Below are 18150 nucleotides of genomic sequence, written 5' to 3'. Positions count from 1 at the left end.
CAGGTCCGCGGCCCGATCGGTGCCAGAGTGGAGGGGTGACCACGACCACCCAACTCGCGCCGACGCTGGAGTTCGACAGTTGCTACCGCGCCGTCTCGTCGCGCGATGCGCGGTTCGACGGCCAGTTCTTCGTCGTCGTGCACACCACCGGGATCTATTGCCGACCTTCGTGTCCCGCCCAGACACCCCGACCACAAAACGTGCATTTCGTCCTGACCGCGGCGGCCGCACAACACGAGGGCTTTCGCGCCTGCCGCCGGTGTGCCCCCGACGCGGTTCCCGGGTCGCCGCGCTGGAACACGAGCGCAGACCTGTCATCGCGGGCGATGCGCCTGATCGCCGATGGCATCGTCGAGCGCGATGGCGTCGACGGGCTCGCGGCTCACCTCGGCTACACCCCGCGCCACCTCAACCGCGTGCTCACCGAACAGCTCGGGGCGGGACCGCTCGCGCTGGCCCGCGCCCACCGCGCAGGCACCGCCCGCGTCCTCATCCAGTGCACGTCGATGCCCATGTCCGACATCGCATTCGCCGCCGGATTCCGCAGCATCCGGCAGTTCAACGACACCATCCGTGAGATCTTCGCACTCACCCCGACGCGCCTGCGCACCCTCCCCTCGCCGACCCGATCGACCGGGCAGGCCGCCGTCGGCGAGGTGACGCTGCGACTGGCCCACCGCCTGCCACTCGACACGCGGTGGCTGCGATGGTTTCTCACCGCGCACGCCGCGCCCGGGGCCGAGCGCGTCGACGATCTACCGGGAGGAGGCTGGCGCCATCGGCGGGCCCTCGACCTGCCGCACGGAGCGGCCCTCGTCACCGTCGAACCGGCCGAGTCGTACATCACCGCGCGCATCGCCCATCTCGACATGCGCGACCTCGGCGTCGCGGTCAATCGACTCCGCCGACTTCTCGATCTCGACGCCGATGCGGTGAGCACCGACAGTGCGCTCGCCACCGACGAGGCGCTGGCCCCGCTCGTCGCCGCGGCACCCGGCCTGCGCGTGCCGGGTTCGGTGGATCCGGCGGAGACGCTGATCCGGACGATGATCGGCCAGCAGATCAGCGTCAAGGCGGCCCGTCATCACACGGCGCGACTGGTCGCCGAACTCGGCCGCCCCGCACCGTGGCACGACGGACCCGAGGGACCCGCGGGACCCGACTCGGACTGGACCCTCTTCCCGGACCCCGCGACGATCGCGGAGCACGGACATCGCGTGCTCACCGGCCCGCGGCGCCGGATCGATGCCATCGTCGGTGCGGCGCAGGCACTCGCCGACGGCCGCCTGGATCTGCACGCCGGGTGGACCACCCCCGACCTCCGCGACGCACTGATCGCGCTGCCCGGCGTCGGGCGGTGGACCGCCGACTACGTCGCGATGCGGGTGACCGGCGACCCGGACATCCTGCTCGATCGGGATCTGGTGGTCGTCCAGGCCGCCGAGACCCTCGGCATCGACCTGGCGTCGGCCGGCAGCCGGTGGGCACCCTGGCGGTCCTATGCGTCGATGCATCTCTGGCGGCACCGATTGTCGGAGACCGAACCCATACTGAGCCATCCGACGATGACGACGCATTCCACGCGGGCCCCCTCAGCACGATCGCGGTCACCGCGATCGACCACCCCGAGTCGTCGGAGTCACTCCGACGACCTCACTGAAGGAGCATCATGACCTCCACCATCACCACCCCGGCAACGACCACCTCTGCGACGACCACCTCTGCGACGACAGCGCAATGGACCTCGATACCGACCCCCGACGGCACCTTCACGGTCATCGCCGATGACGCCGAGCGCGTCCTCGCATCCGGGTGGACCGACGACCCCGAATATCTGACGGCCCTCGTGCACCGGTCGATCCGGCCGGCGACCCTGGCCCGCACCGACGGCCTGGACGCCTTGCGGGCGAGTGTCGAATCGTATTACGCGGGAACCTTTTCCGCGATCGACGACGTCGAGGTGCGGCAGCATTCCGGTCCGTTCCTGGAACGGGCATGGCCGGTGCTGCGGACCGTCGGGCCCGGCGAGCCGGTGAGCTACACCGCGTTCGCCGAGATGTCGGGTGCGCCCACCGCGATCCGCGGAGCCGCCGCCGCGTGCTCGCGCAACGCGGCAGCGTTGTTCGTCCCGTGCCATCGGGTGCTGCGTAGCGACGGCTCCCTGGGCGGGTTCCGATACGGACTGCCGATCAAGCGGTCACTGCTCGTGCGCGAGGGCTACCGGTTCGACTGAGCCCTGCCGACCCGCCGGCGATCACGGCGTGGGACGACGTGTCGTACCCATCGAGCACCATGGCGCCCATGAACACCTCAGTGGTCGTCGCCGTGATCGCCGGCATCGTCGTCGGGCTCCTCATCGGCTGGCTCGCGCATGCCTCCCGGTCCGCCGCGACCGTGGCCGCGGCCCGCGCCGAACTCGACGCGGTGCGCGCGGCGCAGGATCTCGCGGCACGCTCGTTGACCTCGGCGAGTGAGGATGCCGCCCGGCGTCAGTCGTCGGCCATCGGGTCACAGGTGGCCCACATCGTGGATCCGCTGCGGGCGACGCTGTCGCAACTGTCCGACGAATTGCGCCGCACCGAGCACCACCGCATCAGCGCCTATGCCGGTCTCACCGAACAGGTCCGGGGCATGCACGCGGTGTCCGCCCAACTCAGCACCCAGACGCGGCAACTCACCAACGCGCTGCACACGCCGCAGGTGCGCGGACGATGGGGTGAACTGCAACTCGAGCGCGTCGTCGAGCTGTCCGGGATGTCGCGTCACTGTGACTTCTCGACCCAGGTGGGCGTCGAGGGCCCGGCGGGTCCGGTCCGCCCGGACATGGTGGTCCACCTCGCCGGCGGGCGCGACATCGTGGTCGATGCGAAGGTGCCGTTGCAGTCCTATCTCGCGGCGATCGAGGCCGACGACACCGCGACGTCGACGCGTCTGCTCGCCGACCACGCCCGTGCGATGCGGGCGCACATCACGCATCTGTCGTCGAAGGCATATTGGTCCGCGTTCGAGAACACGCCGGAGATGGTGGTCCTGTTCGTACCCAGCGACCCGGTCCTCGAAGCCGCCCTCCGCGCCGACGCCGAACTGATCGAGTTCGGGTTCGGCAAGAATGTCGTGCTGACGACTCCGGCCACCCTCGTGGCGCTGTTGCGGACGGTCGCACTCGGCTGGCGGCACGACGCGATGGCACGCGACGCCGCGGTCATCCATCAGCTCGGCACCGAGCTGCATCACCGGCTCGGCGGGGTTCTCGGCCACCTCGACCGGCTCGGCGGCTCGCTGCGTCGGGCGGTCGAATCGTTCAACTCCACGGTCGGGGCGGTCGACGCGCGGGTCGGCGTGACAGCTCGCAAGCTCGCCGAGCTGGACGCCCTGCAGGGTGAGCCGGAACACACCTCCGCCGGGCCGATCGACATCACCGTTCGCAGCGCCGGCGGCATCCGGACCAGTGACGACGCAGCCGGCTCCGGCCAATGGGCAACATCACCCGGGGGTTAGCGGAATTTAAGGATCGACCCGGTACCGTCTAGATGTGTCTTCTGCCCAACAGCGTTCAGCGGTGCCGCTGGATCAGCAGTCCGTGCTGCCCACGGTGCGCGGTGTCCCCTGGTGGGGTGCGGTCCTGGTCGCAACCGTGATCACGGGTATCGGCGCGGCGATCGACGCGAGCAACACCGATGCCCTCGGCGCCGTGTTCAAGTTCTGCTACCTGGTCGGCTGTGTCGCTGCCGCGCTCGTCGTCCGTCGGCGGGCGCTGTTCACGGCGGCCGCGCAGCCGCCGCTGATCGCCTTCCTGGTCGGCGTCATCACGCTCTATGGCCTCAACGCCGATCAGGCCTCGTCCGGTCTGAAGAGCCTGATCTTCAAGGTCCTGCTGCCGATCGCGAACGACTTCCCGTGGATGGCCTTGACCTTCCTGGTCACACTCGGCCTGGTCCTGGCCCGCTGGTTCCTCACCCGCGACCGTTCGGGTGGCGGTGCGGGCAAGCGCCGTGCACGGACCTCATCGAAGCCCGCCGCGAGCGGTGAGGCGAAGACGACCGCGGTGAAGGCGCCCGCGGACGGCACACGCACCCCCGCCAAGCGTGCGGCCCGCCCCACCAAGGCCAAGGGCCAGGCGGCCGAGCCAGGCCGGCGGCAGGCCACCGCGGGCACACCCGAGGGGCAGGTCCGCAAGTCGGCCACCAAACGTCCGGGGCCCAGATCTCCGGGGCCCAAGGGTCCGGTTCCCGACGCCGAGGCCCGGCCCACGGCGACCGACGCCGCCACACCCGCACGCCGCTCGGCCGGCGCGGTCTACCGTGCCGAGGCGGGTGAGCAGATCGACGCCGCCGACGATCCCGTCGACCGCCCGTTGGCGCAGGCGGCCACCGTCGACGCGCGACCACCGGCCGCGGCGCAGCGACGCCGAGTGCCCGCCGAACACGAGCGATACGAATCAGTGACCCGGCAGACGTCGACTACCAAGTATCCGTCGACGCGGGCGCGTAACCGCGCCTGAGCTGCCGACCCGCACTCACCACTCGGCGGTGGTCAGCCACTCCCCGAGTTGCCGCGCCGCGGCGTCGACGAGTGACGGCCAGTCCAACGCGCCCTCGTCGGCACTGTCACTGACCACCTTCACCATCCGGCAGGGCACTCCGAACTCGGCACTGACGTGCGCAACCGCGCACCCCTCCATGTCGACCAGGTCGGCGATCGCGGCGAGGGTCGCCCGACGTCCCGGGTCGGCGACGAACGTGTCACCCGACGCCAGCACCGTGCCGTCACCGCCGGCCATCTCCCATCGGTCCACGACCGGATAGCCCATCGCCCGCAGCTCGGTTGCGCTGATGTCGTGTTCGACGACGACCGACGGGAGATAGAGCCCGGCGTGATGATCGTGCAGGGCTCCCGCCGTACCGACGTTCACCACCTGCCGGACGGGTACGTCGCCGTCCCCCGCGAGTGCGCGGGTCAACGCGGTCGCGGCGCGGACCTTTCCGATGCCGGTGATCAACAAGCGGGTGTCGGCGGGCACGTATCGCGCTTCGGCGCGGGTCGCGGCCACCACGAGGGTGGAACGGTCGATCGTCACCCGGAGAAACTATCGCTCGCGGCCGGCGAGCGCGATGCACGCCCGGGCGGCCCGCCCCAACGCCGCGCCGTACGACGGCCCGTGCCCGGCGGCGTGCACCGCCAGCGGATGCAGTTGATGCAGCGGGACCCGCTCCTGCCAGCCGGGCCGCAGGTCATGCGCACGTCGATAGCCGGCGATGATCTCCGTGAGCATCGGGCAGCCGAACAGTGCCAGCATCGCCAGGTCGGTCTCGCGATGTCCGCCATGGGCGGCGGGGTCGATCATCACCACCCCGTCGGGTGTCCACAGCACGTTGCCGCTCCAGAGATCGCCGTGCAGGCGGGCGGGGACATCGTCGTCATCGAAGGTCCCCTCGGCGATCACCGCGCAGGCCTCGCGGGTGGCCGCCGCATCGTCGGAGTCGAGATTGCCGGCGTCGATCGCAGGCTGTACGTAGGGCGCCACACGTTCGGCCGCATAGAACTCGCCCCACCGGTCATGCGTGCCGGAACCGAGTCGACGTTCGCCGATGAACTGTCGGCCGCGGTACCCATCGGGTGCGGCGCCGAACGCCGACGCCCCTGAATCGTGCATGGTCGCCAGCGCCGCGCCGAACGCGGTTGCCGCGCCCGCAGTCGGGCGCGCCGACGGCAGGCGTGCCAACTCGATGAAGTCGTCCCCGACGTCGAGGACCTCGACCACGGGTCCGCCGCCGTCGCGCAGCCACCGCAGACCGGCCGCCTCGGCCGCGAAGAAGTCCGAATCGACATCGCGCCGATCCTTGCGGAAGGTCGGTGTCATGCCGACGGGACGTCGGTGCCGTTCTGCGCCGCGGCGTCGCGTTCGAGCGACCGCGCGCTCACCCGCGCGAGATGGTCGAACTGATTGTTGGCCACGCGCATCGCGATCTCGTAGGGCAACGCGAACTTGCGCGCCCACCAGTAGCCGAAGCGGATGTCGAACGAGGTGTAGACGAGGAAGCGATTCTTGCGGATGCCCGTGAGGATCGCGGCGGCGGCCTTCTCCGGGGACACCGCCACCTTGTGGAAACGACCGATCGCGGCCTTGACCCGCGGATCGTCGCGGTTCACGCCGACGATGTCGACGGTGTCCACCAACGGCGTGTCCACCCCACCCGGGCACACCAGCGACACGCCGATGCCGTGCCGGCGCAGATCGAAGCGCAGGACTTCGGAGACCCCACGCAAACCGAACTTGCTGGCGCTGTACGCCGCATGCCACGGCAACGCCAGCAGCCCGGCCGCCGACGACACGTTCACCAGATGCCCGCCTTGTCCACGTCGAATCATCTGCGGCACAAAGCATTCGATCACGTGGATCGGACCCATGAGGTTGACGTCGATCATCGTGCGCCAGTGCCGGTGCTCGAGATTCTCCACCGTGCCCCACGCCGAGACCCCGGCGATGTTCATCACCACGTCCATCACGCCGACCTCGGCATCGACCTGGTTCGCGAACGATCGCACCCAGTCGTGATCCGATATGTCACCGGCCTGGTGATACGCCACCGAGCCCCCGGCCTCGTTGATCTCGACGACGACCGTCTCGAGAGCGTCCGCGTGCAGGTCGGTCAGCACGAGGTGCGCGCCCGCCGCTGCGGTGGCCAGCGCGGTCGCCCGGCCGATCCCGCTGGCGGCGCCGGTGATGAGCACGGTGCGCCCGCCGAGGGTGGGTACCGGAGTCTTCATCATGATCAGATCTGTGAACCCCATGAGCCCACCCTAGTGATTGTCCGGGCCGGGCAGGCCGACCCCGAGGATCAGCCGATCGGCAGTTTTCCGCCGAACAGTCCGTAGATCACCGTCAGCATCGCCTTGAGGACCTCGGCCGAGACGTCCTGACCCTGGCCGAGAAGCAACTGGGCGATGGCGGCCGGGTCATCGGTGCCCAACAACTGCTGGACGAACGGGATGACCGTCGCGAGACCCGCATCGCTGTCACCCTGCGGTGCCGGCGTCGTCGACGGCGGAGCCGCGTTCTGCGTCCCGGCGTTCGGTGCGGGCGCGGGCGCCGCGGCCGGACCGCGCACATAGTTCAGGATGCCGTCGGTGATCGCCATGGCGTATTTCAGCTGGCCGTCCTTGCCCGAGAGCGCCGCGGCCTCAGCAGGGTTGGACAGGTTGCCCATCTCGATGAACACCGCGGGCACCTTGGTCAGATTGACCGCCGCGATGTCCGAGCGCGTCTGGATGCCGTTGTCGACCCCGGCGTAGTTCGCGGCCGGGAACCCGGCCTTCACGAATGCATCCCGCATCGTCGAGGATGCCTTGCGGCCCTCCCCGCCCTGCACCCGATTGACCGTCGCGTCCGGTACCGGCAGCGTCGGCACGATCATGTGGAAGCCCTTTTTGGACGCGTCGGCGCCCGCCGTCGTGGAGTCCGCATGCAGACTCACCGCGACCGCGGCACCGGATCGGCTCGCAGCCGCCGCACGCTGATCGACACAGCCGCCCCAGCCGGAATCGTCGGGCCGACTGAGCACCACACGGGCGCCCTGGCTCTCCAGACCGGACTTGACGAGCTGGGTGATCTGCCAGTTGACGGTGTGTTCCTTGGCGCCGTTGACCGCGGTGGCACCGGTGGTCTGGCAATCCTTCTTGCCGCCTCGACCGTCGGGGACCTGCGCGTTCAGGCTGTGCCCCGCGGCGCTGCCCTGGTGTCCGGGGTCCAGGAAGATCGTCTTACCGACCAGGACCTTCGGCGCCGGCAGTGGCGCGGCGGCCGCCTGCGGCGCGCCGATGGTGGACATCGTCATCGAGCCGACGGCAAGGCTCACGGCGGACACGGCCGCGACGGCCAGCCGCAGTCGGCGACCACCCGCCTTCGCGCGCCGGCCGTCATTGGTCGACTCGATCGGGGTCGCCGGACTCGGGTTCGTCATGCGTCGCTGGGTCATCACTCATCGGGCGCCGATCCGACGGGCGTCGGACGGTGGCGCCACACTCCCTTCCAAGATGCAACACTGGCCACATTAGTCACATTCGTAACAAGTGAAACAGGCCGACGAGAGTTTGCGAAATTCGCGACCTGGGCCGATGGAAACCGTTAGGGAGCTGTGACCAGGTACCGGGTGATGCTCAGAATGCCGTGTTCGTCGTGTGTACCGTCGTCGACTGCGGCGGCGAGTCGCGCCCGCACCTCATCGGCGACCAGGCCGGCACCGATGACGACGATGCTGGACCTCCTCGGTTCGCCCGACCAGGACCGGCGTTCCGCACGGACGAAGCCGCCGACCGCGTGCACGACGAACTTCTGCCGGTGAGCCGGGACGTCGAACGCGACGACCCCCTTGATGCGATAACACCCGGCCGGCGGCCGCTCGAGGAATCCGGCCAGGCGCCGGGGGTTCATCGGCGCCTCGGACACGAATTCCACCGACTCATAGCTGTCGTGGAGGTGCCCGTGGGCGTCGCAATCATCCTGGCCGTCGCAGTCAATCTGGCCGTCGCAGTCATCGTGGCCCCCATCGGCGTCGACGAGCAGTTCGTCGAAGGTCAGTTGCCCGCTGCGCGGACGGGCGTCGGGAGCCCGACGTCGCGCATCGAACAACAGTTCCGCGTCGATGACCGCATCGGTGGTGGCCACGGTCGGCGCCGTGTCGTTGAGTTGCGCCACGGCCTCCCGGATCCGCCCGAGTTCGCGCGCGTCGACCAGGTCGGACTTGTTGATCACCACGAGATCGGCGATCTCGATGTGGCTGTCGACCTCGGGGTGACGGGTACGCAGCGCGTGCACGTCGGCCGCGTCGACGACGTACAGCAGACCGCCGTATCGCAGCCGCGGGTCGGCGAACCCGGTGATCATCCTGATCAGCGCCCGCGGCTCCGCGATGCCACTGGCCTCGATGATGATGGCGTCGATCCGCGCCGACGGCCGCAGCAGTCGGGTCAGGGCACCTTCGACACCGTCGGCGTCGACACTGCAGCACATGCAGCCGTTCGACAGGCTGACCGCGCCGTCCGCCTGTCCCGCGATGAGCATGGCGTCGATGTTGATCGCCCCGAAGTCGTTGACCAACACACCGATACGGGACCCGGACGCGGTGCGCAGCAGATGATTGAGCAGGGTCGTCTTGCCGGAGCCGAGGAACCCGGCGACGACGACCACCGGGACCTGGCCGCCACGCGGCACCGACGTCACCGTGCCGTCGCCTCCGCGGTCGAATCCCCGGTCGCCTCGCTCCCGACGACCTGCTGACACGACGGGCACAGCACGGCGAGCTCGCGACCGAGCGCGTCCGGAAAATTGGACACCGAGTTGGTCGGCGCACCACACCGGGCGCACTCCCCGACGACGGCGACGTGATCGGAGAAGTCGACCGTCATCCGCTCGTCGAAGACGTACAGCGATCCCTCCCAGAGACCGTCGTCGCCGAACTCCTCGCCGTAGCGGACGATGCCACCGTCGAGCTGATAGACCTCCTGGAAGCCGCGCGCCCGCATCAGACTGCTGAGCACCTCACACCGCACGCCGCCCGTGCAATAGGTGACGACCGGCCGGTCCTTGAGGTGGTCGAACCGGCCGCTGTCGAGCAGCGGCACGAAGTCCCGGGTGGATTGTGCGGCCGGCACGACCGCGCCGGTGAACCGGCCGACCGCCGCCTCGATCTGATTGCGCCCGTCGAAGAACACCACCTCGTCTCCGCGCTCGGCGACGAGATCGTGCACGGCGCGCGGGCTCAGGTGGGTGCCGCCACCGACGACGCCGTCCTCGTCCACCCGGACCTCGTCGGGCACGCCGAACGTGACGATCTCGGGCCGGACACGCACACTGAGCCGCGGAAAGTCGTCGCCGGTCCCGTCCGACCACTTGATGTCGGCATTCTTGAACGCGGGATACGCGCGCGTGGCCTTGACGTACCTTTTGACCTGGGCGATGTCACCGCCGACGGTGCCATTGATCCCATGAGGTGACACGATGATCCTGCCGCGCAGGCCGTGTTGCTCGCAGACGGCCTGCTGCCACAACCGGATGGCATCGGGATCGGCCAGCGGCGTGAACACGTAGAACAACACGATCTTGGGGGTCGACACAGTGCAAGGTTACGGAAGCCTGCACCGCGGCTCGGTACGCCTGTGCGTCGTCGCCGCCCTGGTGGTACTCGCCTCCGCGGTCGGCACGGCGTGCTCGGTGTCGACCGACACGACGCCGTCGCGGATCGTCCTGCCGCCGACCGACGTGCTCTCGACGGAATCGGAGGTCACCACGACCTCCGTCGACACCGGACCGACGACGGACGACACCGCGACCGCCCTCCCGAACTGGACGATCGGTCGCGTCGTCGCGCTGGCCCCCCGCGTCGACAACGGGCGCTACCACCAGGGGTCGGTCACGCCGGAGTCGCCATTGGTGGACACCTCGGGCTTCCATTTCTCGACACCCGACCGCGCGGTGAACTGTTCGACGGGAACCAATGGGACCGCGACACTGGCCTGCCGGCTGAACGGACAGTCGCGCGGAACCCCACCGACAGACACGCCCGCGGCCTGTCGATGGATTCGTAACCTCGTGACACTGAGCACCGAAGGTCCCCAGCGTGGCGCCTGCGCCAATCGCTATCCGGTCCTGTACCGCAGCACAATCGTCGACTACGGCCACACAATTGCGCTCGCGCGCTTTTCTTGCCTCGTGGAGACCGCCGGTCTGTTCTGCCTCGAATCCCGGTCGAGATCCGGATTCGCCGTCACGCCAACGGGTTATCGGGAGATCTCGGCCGGCGACCGCGCACCGTCAGCCCTGACCGGTATTTCCGAGTCGGATTCTCGCGACTCCGTATCCACCACAAGAGATCGGGAAGCCGTTACCACCACCCCCGCGGTACCGACTTCTTGATCGTGATCGGCGCATTGTCGATTGATTTCATGACATACCCGAAGGAATGGTCAGGGGTTCTCAGGAACTCCTTATTCCCTGTGCTTATCATGTATGCGACCAACAAAGCGAAACAACGGATGCAGCCCGCCGGCCGACATTGCGCACAGCACCGGTTGGTCGTGCCGAATTCACAAGAGAGCAGATTCTCTCCACGAGGACAGGGAGTTCACCATGGCGAAGAAAGAAATCGTCCAAGTCATCGATGACATCGACGGCAAGGTCCTCGACGATTACGAGACCGTGCGTTGGTCGCTCGACGGTAAGACCTACGAGTTCGACACGTCGTCGAAGCACGCGGCCCAATTCCGCGATTCGTTGACCAAATACATCACGGTCTCGCGGGTGACCTCCGCTCGCGGTATCAAGCGCACGACGCCGGTATCCACCACCCGGAGCAAAGAGCAGACCAAGGCCATCCGCGACTGGGCCAACAAGAACGGCTACGACGTCAGCGACCGGGGCCGTATCCCGCTCAGCGTGATCGACGCATTCGAAGCCGCGCACTGAGAACCTGATTCGACTGTCGTTCATCGACATTCGGGCACACTGAACAAGGACCCGGACCGCTGCGGCGTCCGGGTCCTTTCGTGTTCCGTGTGCCCGACCGACCGAACCGATCGCGCTCGGAGCGGGCCGGAGCCGCCTACCATGGCCCCATGGCGACATTCGCGCTCATTCCCGGCGCCGGAGGCAGCGCATGGTACTGGCATCGGGTCGTCGCGGAACTGAGCGATCGTGGCCATCAAGCCGTCGCGCTCGAATTGCCCTCGGGTGACCCGACTGCGGACTTTCACACCTACACCGATTCCTGCGTGGCGCAGATGCAGGATTCCGGGGTCGACGTTTCGGGGGTCGACGTTTCCGGGCTCGACGTTTCCGGGGTCGACGTTTCCGGGGCCGGTGACCTCGTGGTGGTCGGGCAGTCGTTGGGCGGCTTCACCGCACCGGTGCTGGCACACCGAGTTCACGCCGCACGGATCGTGCTGCTGAATGCGATGATCCCACTCCCCCACGAGACGCCCGGCCATTGGTTCACCACCAGTGGCGCCGGACCGGCCAGGGTCGCCCGTGCCGCGGCCGACGGCCGGGTGCTCGGCGACGACATCGACGAGATGGAAGAGTTCTTTCACGACGTCCCCGAGTCTGTTGTCGCGGAGGCGATGAACCAGGGCGAGCCCGAACAATCGGACGAGATCATGGGCTGTGCTACCCCGTTCGACGTCTGGCCCGCCCCCGTCACCGTGGTCGTCGGACGCGACGACCGGTTGTTCCCCGCCGATTTCCAGCAACAGCTCGCCCTGGATCGCCTGGGCCTGTCGGCGTCGCTGATTCCCGGCGGTCATCTCGCCGCGCTCAGCCGGCCGGATGCCGTCGCCGCCGCGATCGTCTGATCGGTCCCTGCGTCGACTGGTCATTTCGACGGATGAATGAGGCGCATTGTGCTCCCCGCCCATTCCCAAAGCGCGCAGAATCGAAGTCGTCGCACCATGTCACCGCACCATGTCGCCGACCTTTCGCCCCACAGACCGGAGCCGCGCTCATGCCCGAATCCGATTCGCCGTCTGAGCCGACTGAGCCCTCTGAGCCGACTGAGAAGTCTGAGAAGTCTGAGAAGTCTGAGCCGAAACCCGAACTGGCCGAACTCCGCCTCGCCCTCGTCTGCTACGGAGGTGTGTCACTTGCCGTCTACATGCACGGCGTGACCAAGGAACTACACAAACTGATCGTGGCGTCGCGGAAGTTCGACAGCGCGCGCCAGAGCGGTAACCGGACGAATCCATTTCTCGTCCCGGGGACGAACACACCGGCCCCCAAATACGACACCGAAGCGGTCTATTTCGATGTCTTGGCGGATCTGGAAGATCGCGGACACCCGTTGGCGGTGAACATCGACATCATCGGCGGGACGTCGGCGGGCGGGATCAACGGAGTCGTCCTGGCCAAGGCGATCGCGATCAATGCACCGCAGGATGCTCTTCGTGATCTGTGGATCAACGAAGGCGATCTGCGAAAACTGTTGCGTGCACCGGCAATTGCCGGTCTGAAGGTGCAGGCCGGACTCGCGGTGGTGTGGGCCGCCGCCTCGGCATGGCGTGCGACGTCGCTGTTGCGGTCCGACGTGATGTCGAAGAATCTGCTGGACGCCCTGCAGAAGATGGATGCGGGGTCGCCGACGGTGCCCGGCGACGAGCCCACGTCACTCATCCCCTGGGGGCGCCGACTCCAACTGTTCGTCACGACGACCGATCAGGCCGGGTTCGAGGTCGTGGTGCCGTCCGGCGCCGGTGGGCTGGCCCAGCGCGACCATTCCTACGCGCAGGTGATGGAGTTCCGCAGCGGCCACACCGACGACCCACGCAGCGTGCTGCCGTTCGATGAGACCGCCACGCCCCTGCTCGCATTCGCGGCCCGCGCGACCTCCGCGTTTCCCGCGGCGTTCCAACCGGTCTCGCTCAGCCGCTTCCTCACCGAGGTCAGGAACGCGATCACAGTGAAGGACGCCGACTTCGGGAAGATGTTCCGCTTTCAGGGGCCGCAGAACACGGCGGTGACGCGCACGGACGCGCCCCACCGCCGATGGTCACGGATCGCGTTCTGGCGCCGAGGGCACACAGAGGACGAGAAGGGGGACCAGAATGGGGAAAGCCTCTACATCGACGGTGGACTGCTGAACAACGCACCATTCGATCTCGTGATCGATGCCATCTCGCGTGAAGAGGCGCATCACGAGGTGATCCGGCGACTGGTCTACATCGAACCCGATCCGAAGAAGTCGTTGAGCGAGGCCGTCAGGAGCTATTCCCGGGGAGCCGGCAGTTTTGTTGACGATCTCATGGGTATCAAAGGCCCCCTGACAAGTCATTCGTTTCTGAAGGACCTGCTGCGGCTCCGGGACATGAACGCGCGGATCGACGAGATCGGCGATATCGCGACGCTGCAGAAAGGTGACATCGAGGCCGAGATCCAGAAACGGGTCGCCATCGACGCGCAGAGGCAGGTCGCCGAACTGCGGAGCGCCCTCGGCGCCGATAAAAAGCTGACGATTCCGGAGACCACCACCTTTCTCCAGCAACTCCTCGTGCTCGAGAGTGCGAAAGGAATCGCCGACGACTTCTATGCCGAGGCGGAGTCCACACTCAAACCGACGTGGAAGACGTATCAACGATTGAAGGCGGTCGCGATCGCGGACCGCGTCGCGACAGCAATCATCCGTACCGAGCAGCTCCCACCGGATTCATCCGAGGCCGCCGGTATTCGGTCGGCGCTGTCGCGACATGTCCGCACGCTGCCCGCGTGGAAGGACGGGGGCGCCGAGCTGGCGGACACCTTCCTCAAGGGGACCGACACCCCCTATCGAGAACGCCGCTTCCTGTTCATCATCGCCGGGATCAACGAGCTGTATGCGCATGGCGGTCCGGATCGGATCGACGTCGACGGCCTCAAAGCGGTTGTCTGGCAGGAATTGAGTCGGACCCAGCGGGCGCCCGAGAACGTCGTCGACGCGATATACGACACCGACTTCGTGGCCGCGCTGCGTGCGTACCTGCCGGGCAGCGTGATGCCGGAATCGCTCAGCGGTCAGATCACCACATTCTTCGAGAACTATTCACGCGCGCTCGCCGAGCACCTCGGGGATGACAACAATCTCATCTGGACCACCTTCGCCTCGACGGTCCACACGGCGATGTCGGAGGGAACACACATCGACGGTGTGCCACGTCCCGGCCGGGGCTGGACCGATGACGATTTCCGGCTTCTCGCATCGCGCTATCTCGGCTTCCCGAAGTGGGACGCGATCCTCTTTCCGGTCATGGCGCTGTCGAAGATCCCTCAGTTCTCCCCCATCGCGGTGAGTCAGTTCAGTCCCCTCGAGGCGACCACCCTGTCGAAGGACGTCGACGGACGCCCACCGCTGTACGGCAACGCGCTCGCGCACTTCCGCGCGTTCCTCGCACCCGGCTACCGCCAGAGCGACTACCTCTACGGCCGGCTCGACGGCGCGGACCTCATCATCCGACTCCTCGCGGAGACGACCGGGGACGCCGCGGTCGGTGCCCGCGCCATGGAGACCATGTCCGCGGTGTACCGATCGGAGCGCGGTCTGACGAAGATCCCGTCCGCGTCGAGTGACTGGCTGCGGCGATGCTTCGGGAGCGCCGACGCCTGACCGTGCGGACGCCTCACGACGCGATCCCATAGTGTGGCGACATGGCCGAGGATCATTCCGACGACCACCTCAGGGTCGGCAACCCGGAACGCGAACGGGCGATCACCCTCCTCAACGACGCCCTGTCCGGTGGATACCTGGAGATCGCCGAGTTCGACGATCGTTCGCAGTTGATCTACACCGCCAAGACCCGGGCCGACCTGCGTGCGGTGCTCGAACATCTGCCGGTTGCCACCCACCTCTTCCCCGACAGCCAGGTGGGCTACGGAGCCGAGCCCGCCTCCGGCGTCCCATCGGTCGCACCGGTCGCGGAGTTCACAGTGGACTGGGAAACGTTGCGTCGGAAGGGGATCTGGCAGGTACCCGCGAACATCCTCGTCACGGGTTCGATGGGTACCGTCGATCTCGACTTCACGAATGCGACCCTGCCCGGCCCGGTGATCGATCTCGCGCTCCAGGTGTCGACGAGCACGGTCAAACTCCGGCTCGGTCCGGACCACGAGATCCGGTACGCCGCACTCACCAAGACCGGGTGGTCGAGCATCAAGGACAAGGGTGGTCCTCCCACCCGCCCAGGTGGGGCGGTGATCAACGTGACCGGTTCGATCTCGGCGATGTCCGGGGTGACGATCAAGCGCGCCTGACGGCTCCGGATGCGACGTTCGAGATCCCCGATCGCGAGGACCCGGGCCCGGTAGCGTGCAACGCATGCCCATCAAACTCGAGAACGTCGGCATCGCCGTCCGAGACCTCGAAGCGACGATCGCCTTCTTCACCGACCTCGGACTCACCGTCCTCGGCCGCGACACGGTCAGTGGCGAGTGGACCGATACCGCCGTCGGTCTCGACGGCAACCATGCCAAGATCGCGATGCTCCAGACGCCGGACGGCCACGGCCGCCTCGAGCTCTTCGAGTACATCCATCCCGAGGCGATCGAGACCGAACCGACGCGTCCCAACGAGATCGGTATGCACCGGGTCGCCTTCTCCGTCGACGACATCGACCAAGCCCTCGAGACCGCCGCCAGGCACGGATGCCATCCGCTGCGCGGCGTGGCGACCTACCAGGACGTCTACAAGCTCACGTATCTGCGAGGTCCCAGCGGCATCATCGTGATGCTCGCCGAAGAGCTGAAGAAGAGCTGAGCTCCGGACACCCAGCCATGGCCACCACTCGAGCCACCTTGATCACCGGCGCATCCGCCGGCATCGGTGCGGCCTTCGCCCGCCACCTCGCCGCTGAAGGCTACGACGTGCTGCTCGTCGCCCGTCGCACCGAACGCCTCGACGAACTCGCGACCCGGATCCACGACGAGCACGGCGTGCGCGCCGAGGTGGTCACGGCCGACCTCACCGACCCCGCTGCCCCCGCCGCGATCGTCGCCCGCGCAACCGACTTGGGTCTGCCCATCGATGTGCTCATCAACAACGCTGGACTCTCGGGCGGCGCCAAGTTCTCCGACACCCCATGGGACTCGGTCGCCGGAGAACTCCAACTGATGGTCACCGCCGTGACCGAACTGATCCACCGAGTGGCCCCCGGCATGAAGCAACGCGGCTGGGGACGCATCATCAACCTGTCCTCACTGGCCGCGCTGTCCCCGCCAGGTGAAGGGCTGCTGTACACCGGCATCAAGGCCTACGTGCTGAACATGTCCCAATCTGTCGACATGGAGCTCAAACCCCACGGCATCCACGTCACCGCCCTCTGCCCCGGCTTCACCCACAGCGAGTTCCACGACGTGATGGGCACCCGCGAGGCCGCCGACCGGCTGCCGAGCTTCATGTGGCAACAGCCTGAAGCCGTCGTCCGGGAGGGATGGGCCGCCGTTACCCACGGCAAGCCCGTCTGCATACCCGGCACCCTCAACAAGGTCACCGCCGCTGCCATACGACCAGTCCCGCAACGTATCCAGTACCACCTGGGCCGCACCCTCAACCCATTCAAGTAGCAGTAGTCGCCGCTCGATCCCCGCGGGCGGCAGCCGTCGGACAGGGTCAGGACGATCGGACCGGCCGGAACTCCGCCTCGAAAGCACGAAACCCGCTCCGACCGACGTCAGAGCGGGTTTCACGGGTGGAGCTAAGGGGACTCGAACCCCTGACCCCCACACTGCCAGTGTGGTGCGCTACCAGCTGCGCCATAGCCCCGTATTCGGTTGTCCGCCCGTTTCAAGGGCAAAGGCGAAACTACACCATCGTCGGGAGTCCGGCCAAATCCCCTGGACCTGCCAGGAGACCTGACCGGCGTGGCCCGGGCCCGTCGGATCAGCCCTTGTCGGCCAGCAACTGATCGAGCCACCCGGTGCCCGACATGATGCCGTCGACGGGCTGCCCACCCGACAGCACGGTCGGGGTCCCGACCTGGCCGCCGGTGGCCTTCGCGAGCTGGGTCTGCGACTGTTCGGCGGCCTGCTTCGCCTCGTCGACCTTCGCTCCGTCGGCGATGCATTTCTGCGTGGCGTCCGAGGCGCCCTGCTCGCCGGCGATGCGGGCGAGATCGGCATTGCTCAGGTCGCTGCTCCCGCCCTCCGACGGCTGATCGGCGAACAAGGCGGAATGGAACTTGAGGAACACCTCTTTGTCCTCCCCGGAACCCACGCACTGCGCGGCACCCGCGGCCCGCGACGAGTAGTCGCCCGACGACGACTGCTCGTCGAGGAAGGTCAGCATGTGGTAGCGAACGCGGAGCGTGCCGTCGTTGATCGCCTTGGTGATCGAGGCGCCGGACTGCTGCTCGAACTCGCGGCAGACCGGGCACATGAAGTCCTCGAACACGTCGATGGTCTGCGGCGCCGCCGGCGCACCGATGATCAGTGCCGCGTTCTCGCTGAGCACCGCGTCGTCCACACCGCCGGAGTCGCGCTGGGTATTCCAGATCACCCCGCCGATCACCAGTGCGGCGACGATGATCACCGCCGCCCCGGCGAGGACGTAGGTGGTCCGGCTCGACGTCGCGCTCGGCTGATATTTCGACGTCGCCGACTTCGGCGGCGTGGGCTTGCGCTTGTCGCTCACTGCATGTCCT

General features: G+C 67.7%; 18 protein-coding genes and 1 tRNA gene. 11 read left to right on the top strand and 8 right to left on the bottom strand.

From position 1 onward, the window contains the following. Nucleotides 1-35 precede the first annotated feature (35 nt). Genes D7316_RS26005 through D7316_RS25990 form a run of 4 tightly spaced genes read left to right on the top strand, consistent with a single transcriptional unit; the run spans nt 36 to nt 4501 of the window. Entirely contained in the window at nt 36-1673 is a 1638-nt protein-coding gene (locus tag D7316_RS26005; protein WP_124710826.1) for a DNA-3-methyladenine glycosylase 2 family protein, read from the top strand. After that, a complete protein-coding gene (locus D7316_RS26000) occupies nt 1670-2233 on the top strand; it encodes a methylated-DNA--[protein]-cysteine S-methyltransferase (protein ID WP_124710825.1) in 564 nt (187 codons plus the stop codon). Before D7316_RS26005 ends, D7316_RS26000 begins: the two co-directional genes overlap by 4 nt. Nucleotides 2234-2292: 59 nt before the next feature. Next, complete coding sequence (locus D7316_RS25995) at nt 2293-3498, top strand: DNA recombination protein RmuC (RefSeq protein WP_124710824.1); 1206 nt, start codon at nt 2293-2295, stop codon at nt 3496-3498. 34 nt (nt 3499-3532) lie between these two features. Next, on the top strand, nt 3533-4501 hold the full coding sequence (locus tag D7316_RS25990) for a DUF6542 domain-containing protein (RefSeq protein WP_408610058.1): 969 nt from the start codon (nt 3533-3535) through the stop codon (nt 4499-4501). Between the two features lie 15 nt (nt 4502-4516). Here D7316_RS25990 and D7316_RS25985 read toward each other — a convergent pair whose 3' ends face one another. From D7316_RS25985 to trhO, 6 genes are all read right to left on the bottom strand, one after another. Further along, nucleotides 4517-5077 (bottom strand): nucleosidase, encoded by a 561-nt coding sequence (locus tag D7316_RS25985; RefSeq protein ID WP_408610057.1) that lies wholly within the window; start codon nt 5075-5077, stop codon nt 4517-4519. Between the two features lie 9 nt (nt 5078-5086). Next, a complete protein-coding gene (locus D7316_RS25980; RefSeq protein ID WP_124710823.1) occupies nt 5087-5860 on the bottom strand; it encodes a fructosamine kinase family protein in 774 nt (257 codons plus the stop codon). Next, nucleotides 5857-6792, bottom strand: a complete 936-nt coding sequence (locus tag D7316_RS25975; protein WP_124710822.1) for an SDR family oxidoreductase — start codon at nt 6790-6792, stop codon at nt 5857-5859. The genes D7316_RS25980 and D7316_RS25975 overlap by 4 nt, the downstream gene beginning before the upstream one ends. Before the next feature lie 47 nt (nt 6793-6839). After that, complete coding sequence (locus D7316_RS25970; RefSeq protein ID WP_124710821.1) at nt 6840-7961, bottom strand: N-acetylmuramoyl-L-alanine amidase; 1122 nt, start codon at nt 7959-7961, stop codon at nt 6840-6842. Nucleotides 7962-8125: 164 nt separating this feature from the next. Beyond that, nucleotides 8126-9220, bottom strand: coding sequence for a CobW family GTP-binding protein (locus tag D7316_RS25965; protein ID WP_408610056.1), 1095 nt, complete (start codon nt 9218-9220; stop codon nt 8126-8128). After that, on the bottom strand, nt 9217-10113 hold the full coding sequence (gene trhO / locus D7316_RS25960; protein WP_124710820.1) for an oxygen-dependent tRNA uridine(34) hydroxylase TrhO: 897 nt from the start codon (nt 10111-10113) through the stop codon (nt 9217-9219). The genes D7316_RS25965 and trhO overlap by 4 nt, the downstream gene beginning before the upstream one ends. Nucleotide 10114: 1 nt before the next feature. On the opposite strand from trhO, the gene D7316_RS25955 reads away from it, so the two are divergent. From D7316_RS25955 to D7316_RS25925, 7 genes are all read left to right on the top strand, one after another. Beyond that, nucleotides 10115-10912, top strand: a complete 798-nt coding sequence (locus D7316_RS25955; protein WP_232017084.1) for a hypothetical protein — start codon at nt 10115-10117, stop codon at nt 10910-10912. Between the two features lie 213 nt (nt 10913-11125). Further along, nucleotides 11126-11461, top strand: a complete 336-nt coding sequence (locus D7316_RS25950; protein ID WP_124710819.1) for a histone-like nucleoid-structuring protein Lsr2 — start codon at nt 11126-11128, stop codon at nt 11459-11461. A gap of 149 nt (nt 11462-11610) precedes the next feature. Beyond that, on the top strand, nt 11611-12345 hold the full coding sequence (locus D7316_RS25945) for an alpha/beta fold hydrolase (protein ID WP_124710818.1): 735 nt from the start codon (nt 11611-11613) through the stop codon (nt 12343-12345). Between the two features lie 32 nt (nt 12346-12377). Next, nucleotides 12378-15122 (top strand): patatin-like protein, encoded by a 2745-nt coding sequence (locus tag D7316_RS25940; protein WP_124710817.1) that lies wholly within the window; start codon nt 12378-12380, stop codon nt 15120-15122. 41 nt (nt 15123-15163) lie between these two features. Then, nucleotides 15164-15766, top strand: coding sequence for a DUF1707 SHOCT-like domain-containing protein (locus D7316_RS25935; RefSeq protein WP_124710816.1), 603 nt, complete (start codon nt 15164-15166; stop codon nt 15764-15766). Nucleotides 15767-15830: 64 nt separating this feature from the next. Further along, on the top strand, nt 15831-16268 hold the full coding sequence (locus tag D7316_RS25930) for a VOC family protein (protein ID WP_124710815.1): 438 nt from the start codon (nt 15831-15833) through the stop codon (nt 16266-16268). Between the two features lie 17 nt (nt 16269-16285). Continuing rightward, nucleotides 16286-17074: an SDR family NAD(P)-dependent oxidoreductase gene (locus tag D7316_RS25925; RefSeq protein WP_124710814.1), complete on the top strand. Its 789-nt coding sequence runs from the start codon at nt 16286-16288 to the stop codon at nt 17072-17074. Nucleotides 17075-17200: 126 nt separating this feature from the next. Here the strand turns inward: D7316_RS25925 and D7316_RS25920 are convergent. Continuing rightward, nucleotides 17201-17273: transfer RNA gene (locus D7316_RS25920), tRNA-Ala, on the bottom strand. A 117-nt stretch (nt 17274-17390) separates the two neighbouring features. Continuing rightward, a complete protein-coding gene (locus D7316_RS25915; protein WP_124710813.1) occupies nt 17391-18140 on the bottom strand; it encodes a DsbA family protein in 750 nt (249 codons plus the stop codon). Nucleotides 18141-18150 lie beyond the last annotated feature (10 nt).

Origin of the sequence: Gordonia insulae, from assembly GCF_003855095.1 — a bacterium.
Classification (GTDB): domain Bacteria; phylum Actinomycetota; class Actinomycetes; order Mycobacteriales; family Mycobacteriaceae; genus Gordonia; species Gordonia insulae.
Note: the sequence above shows the minus strand (reverse complement) of the source record. Positions and strands in the feature narration are given on the sequence as shown.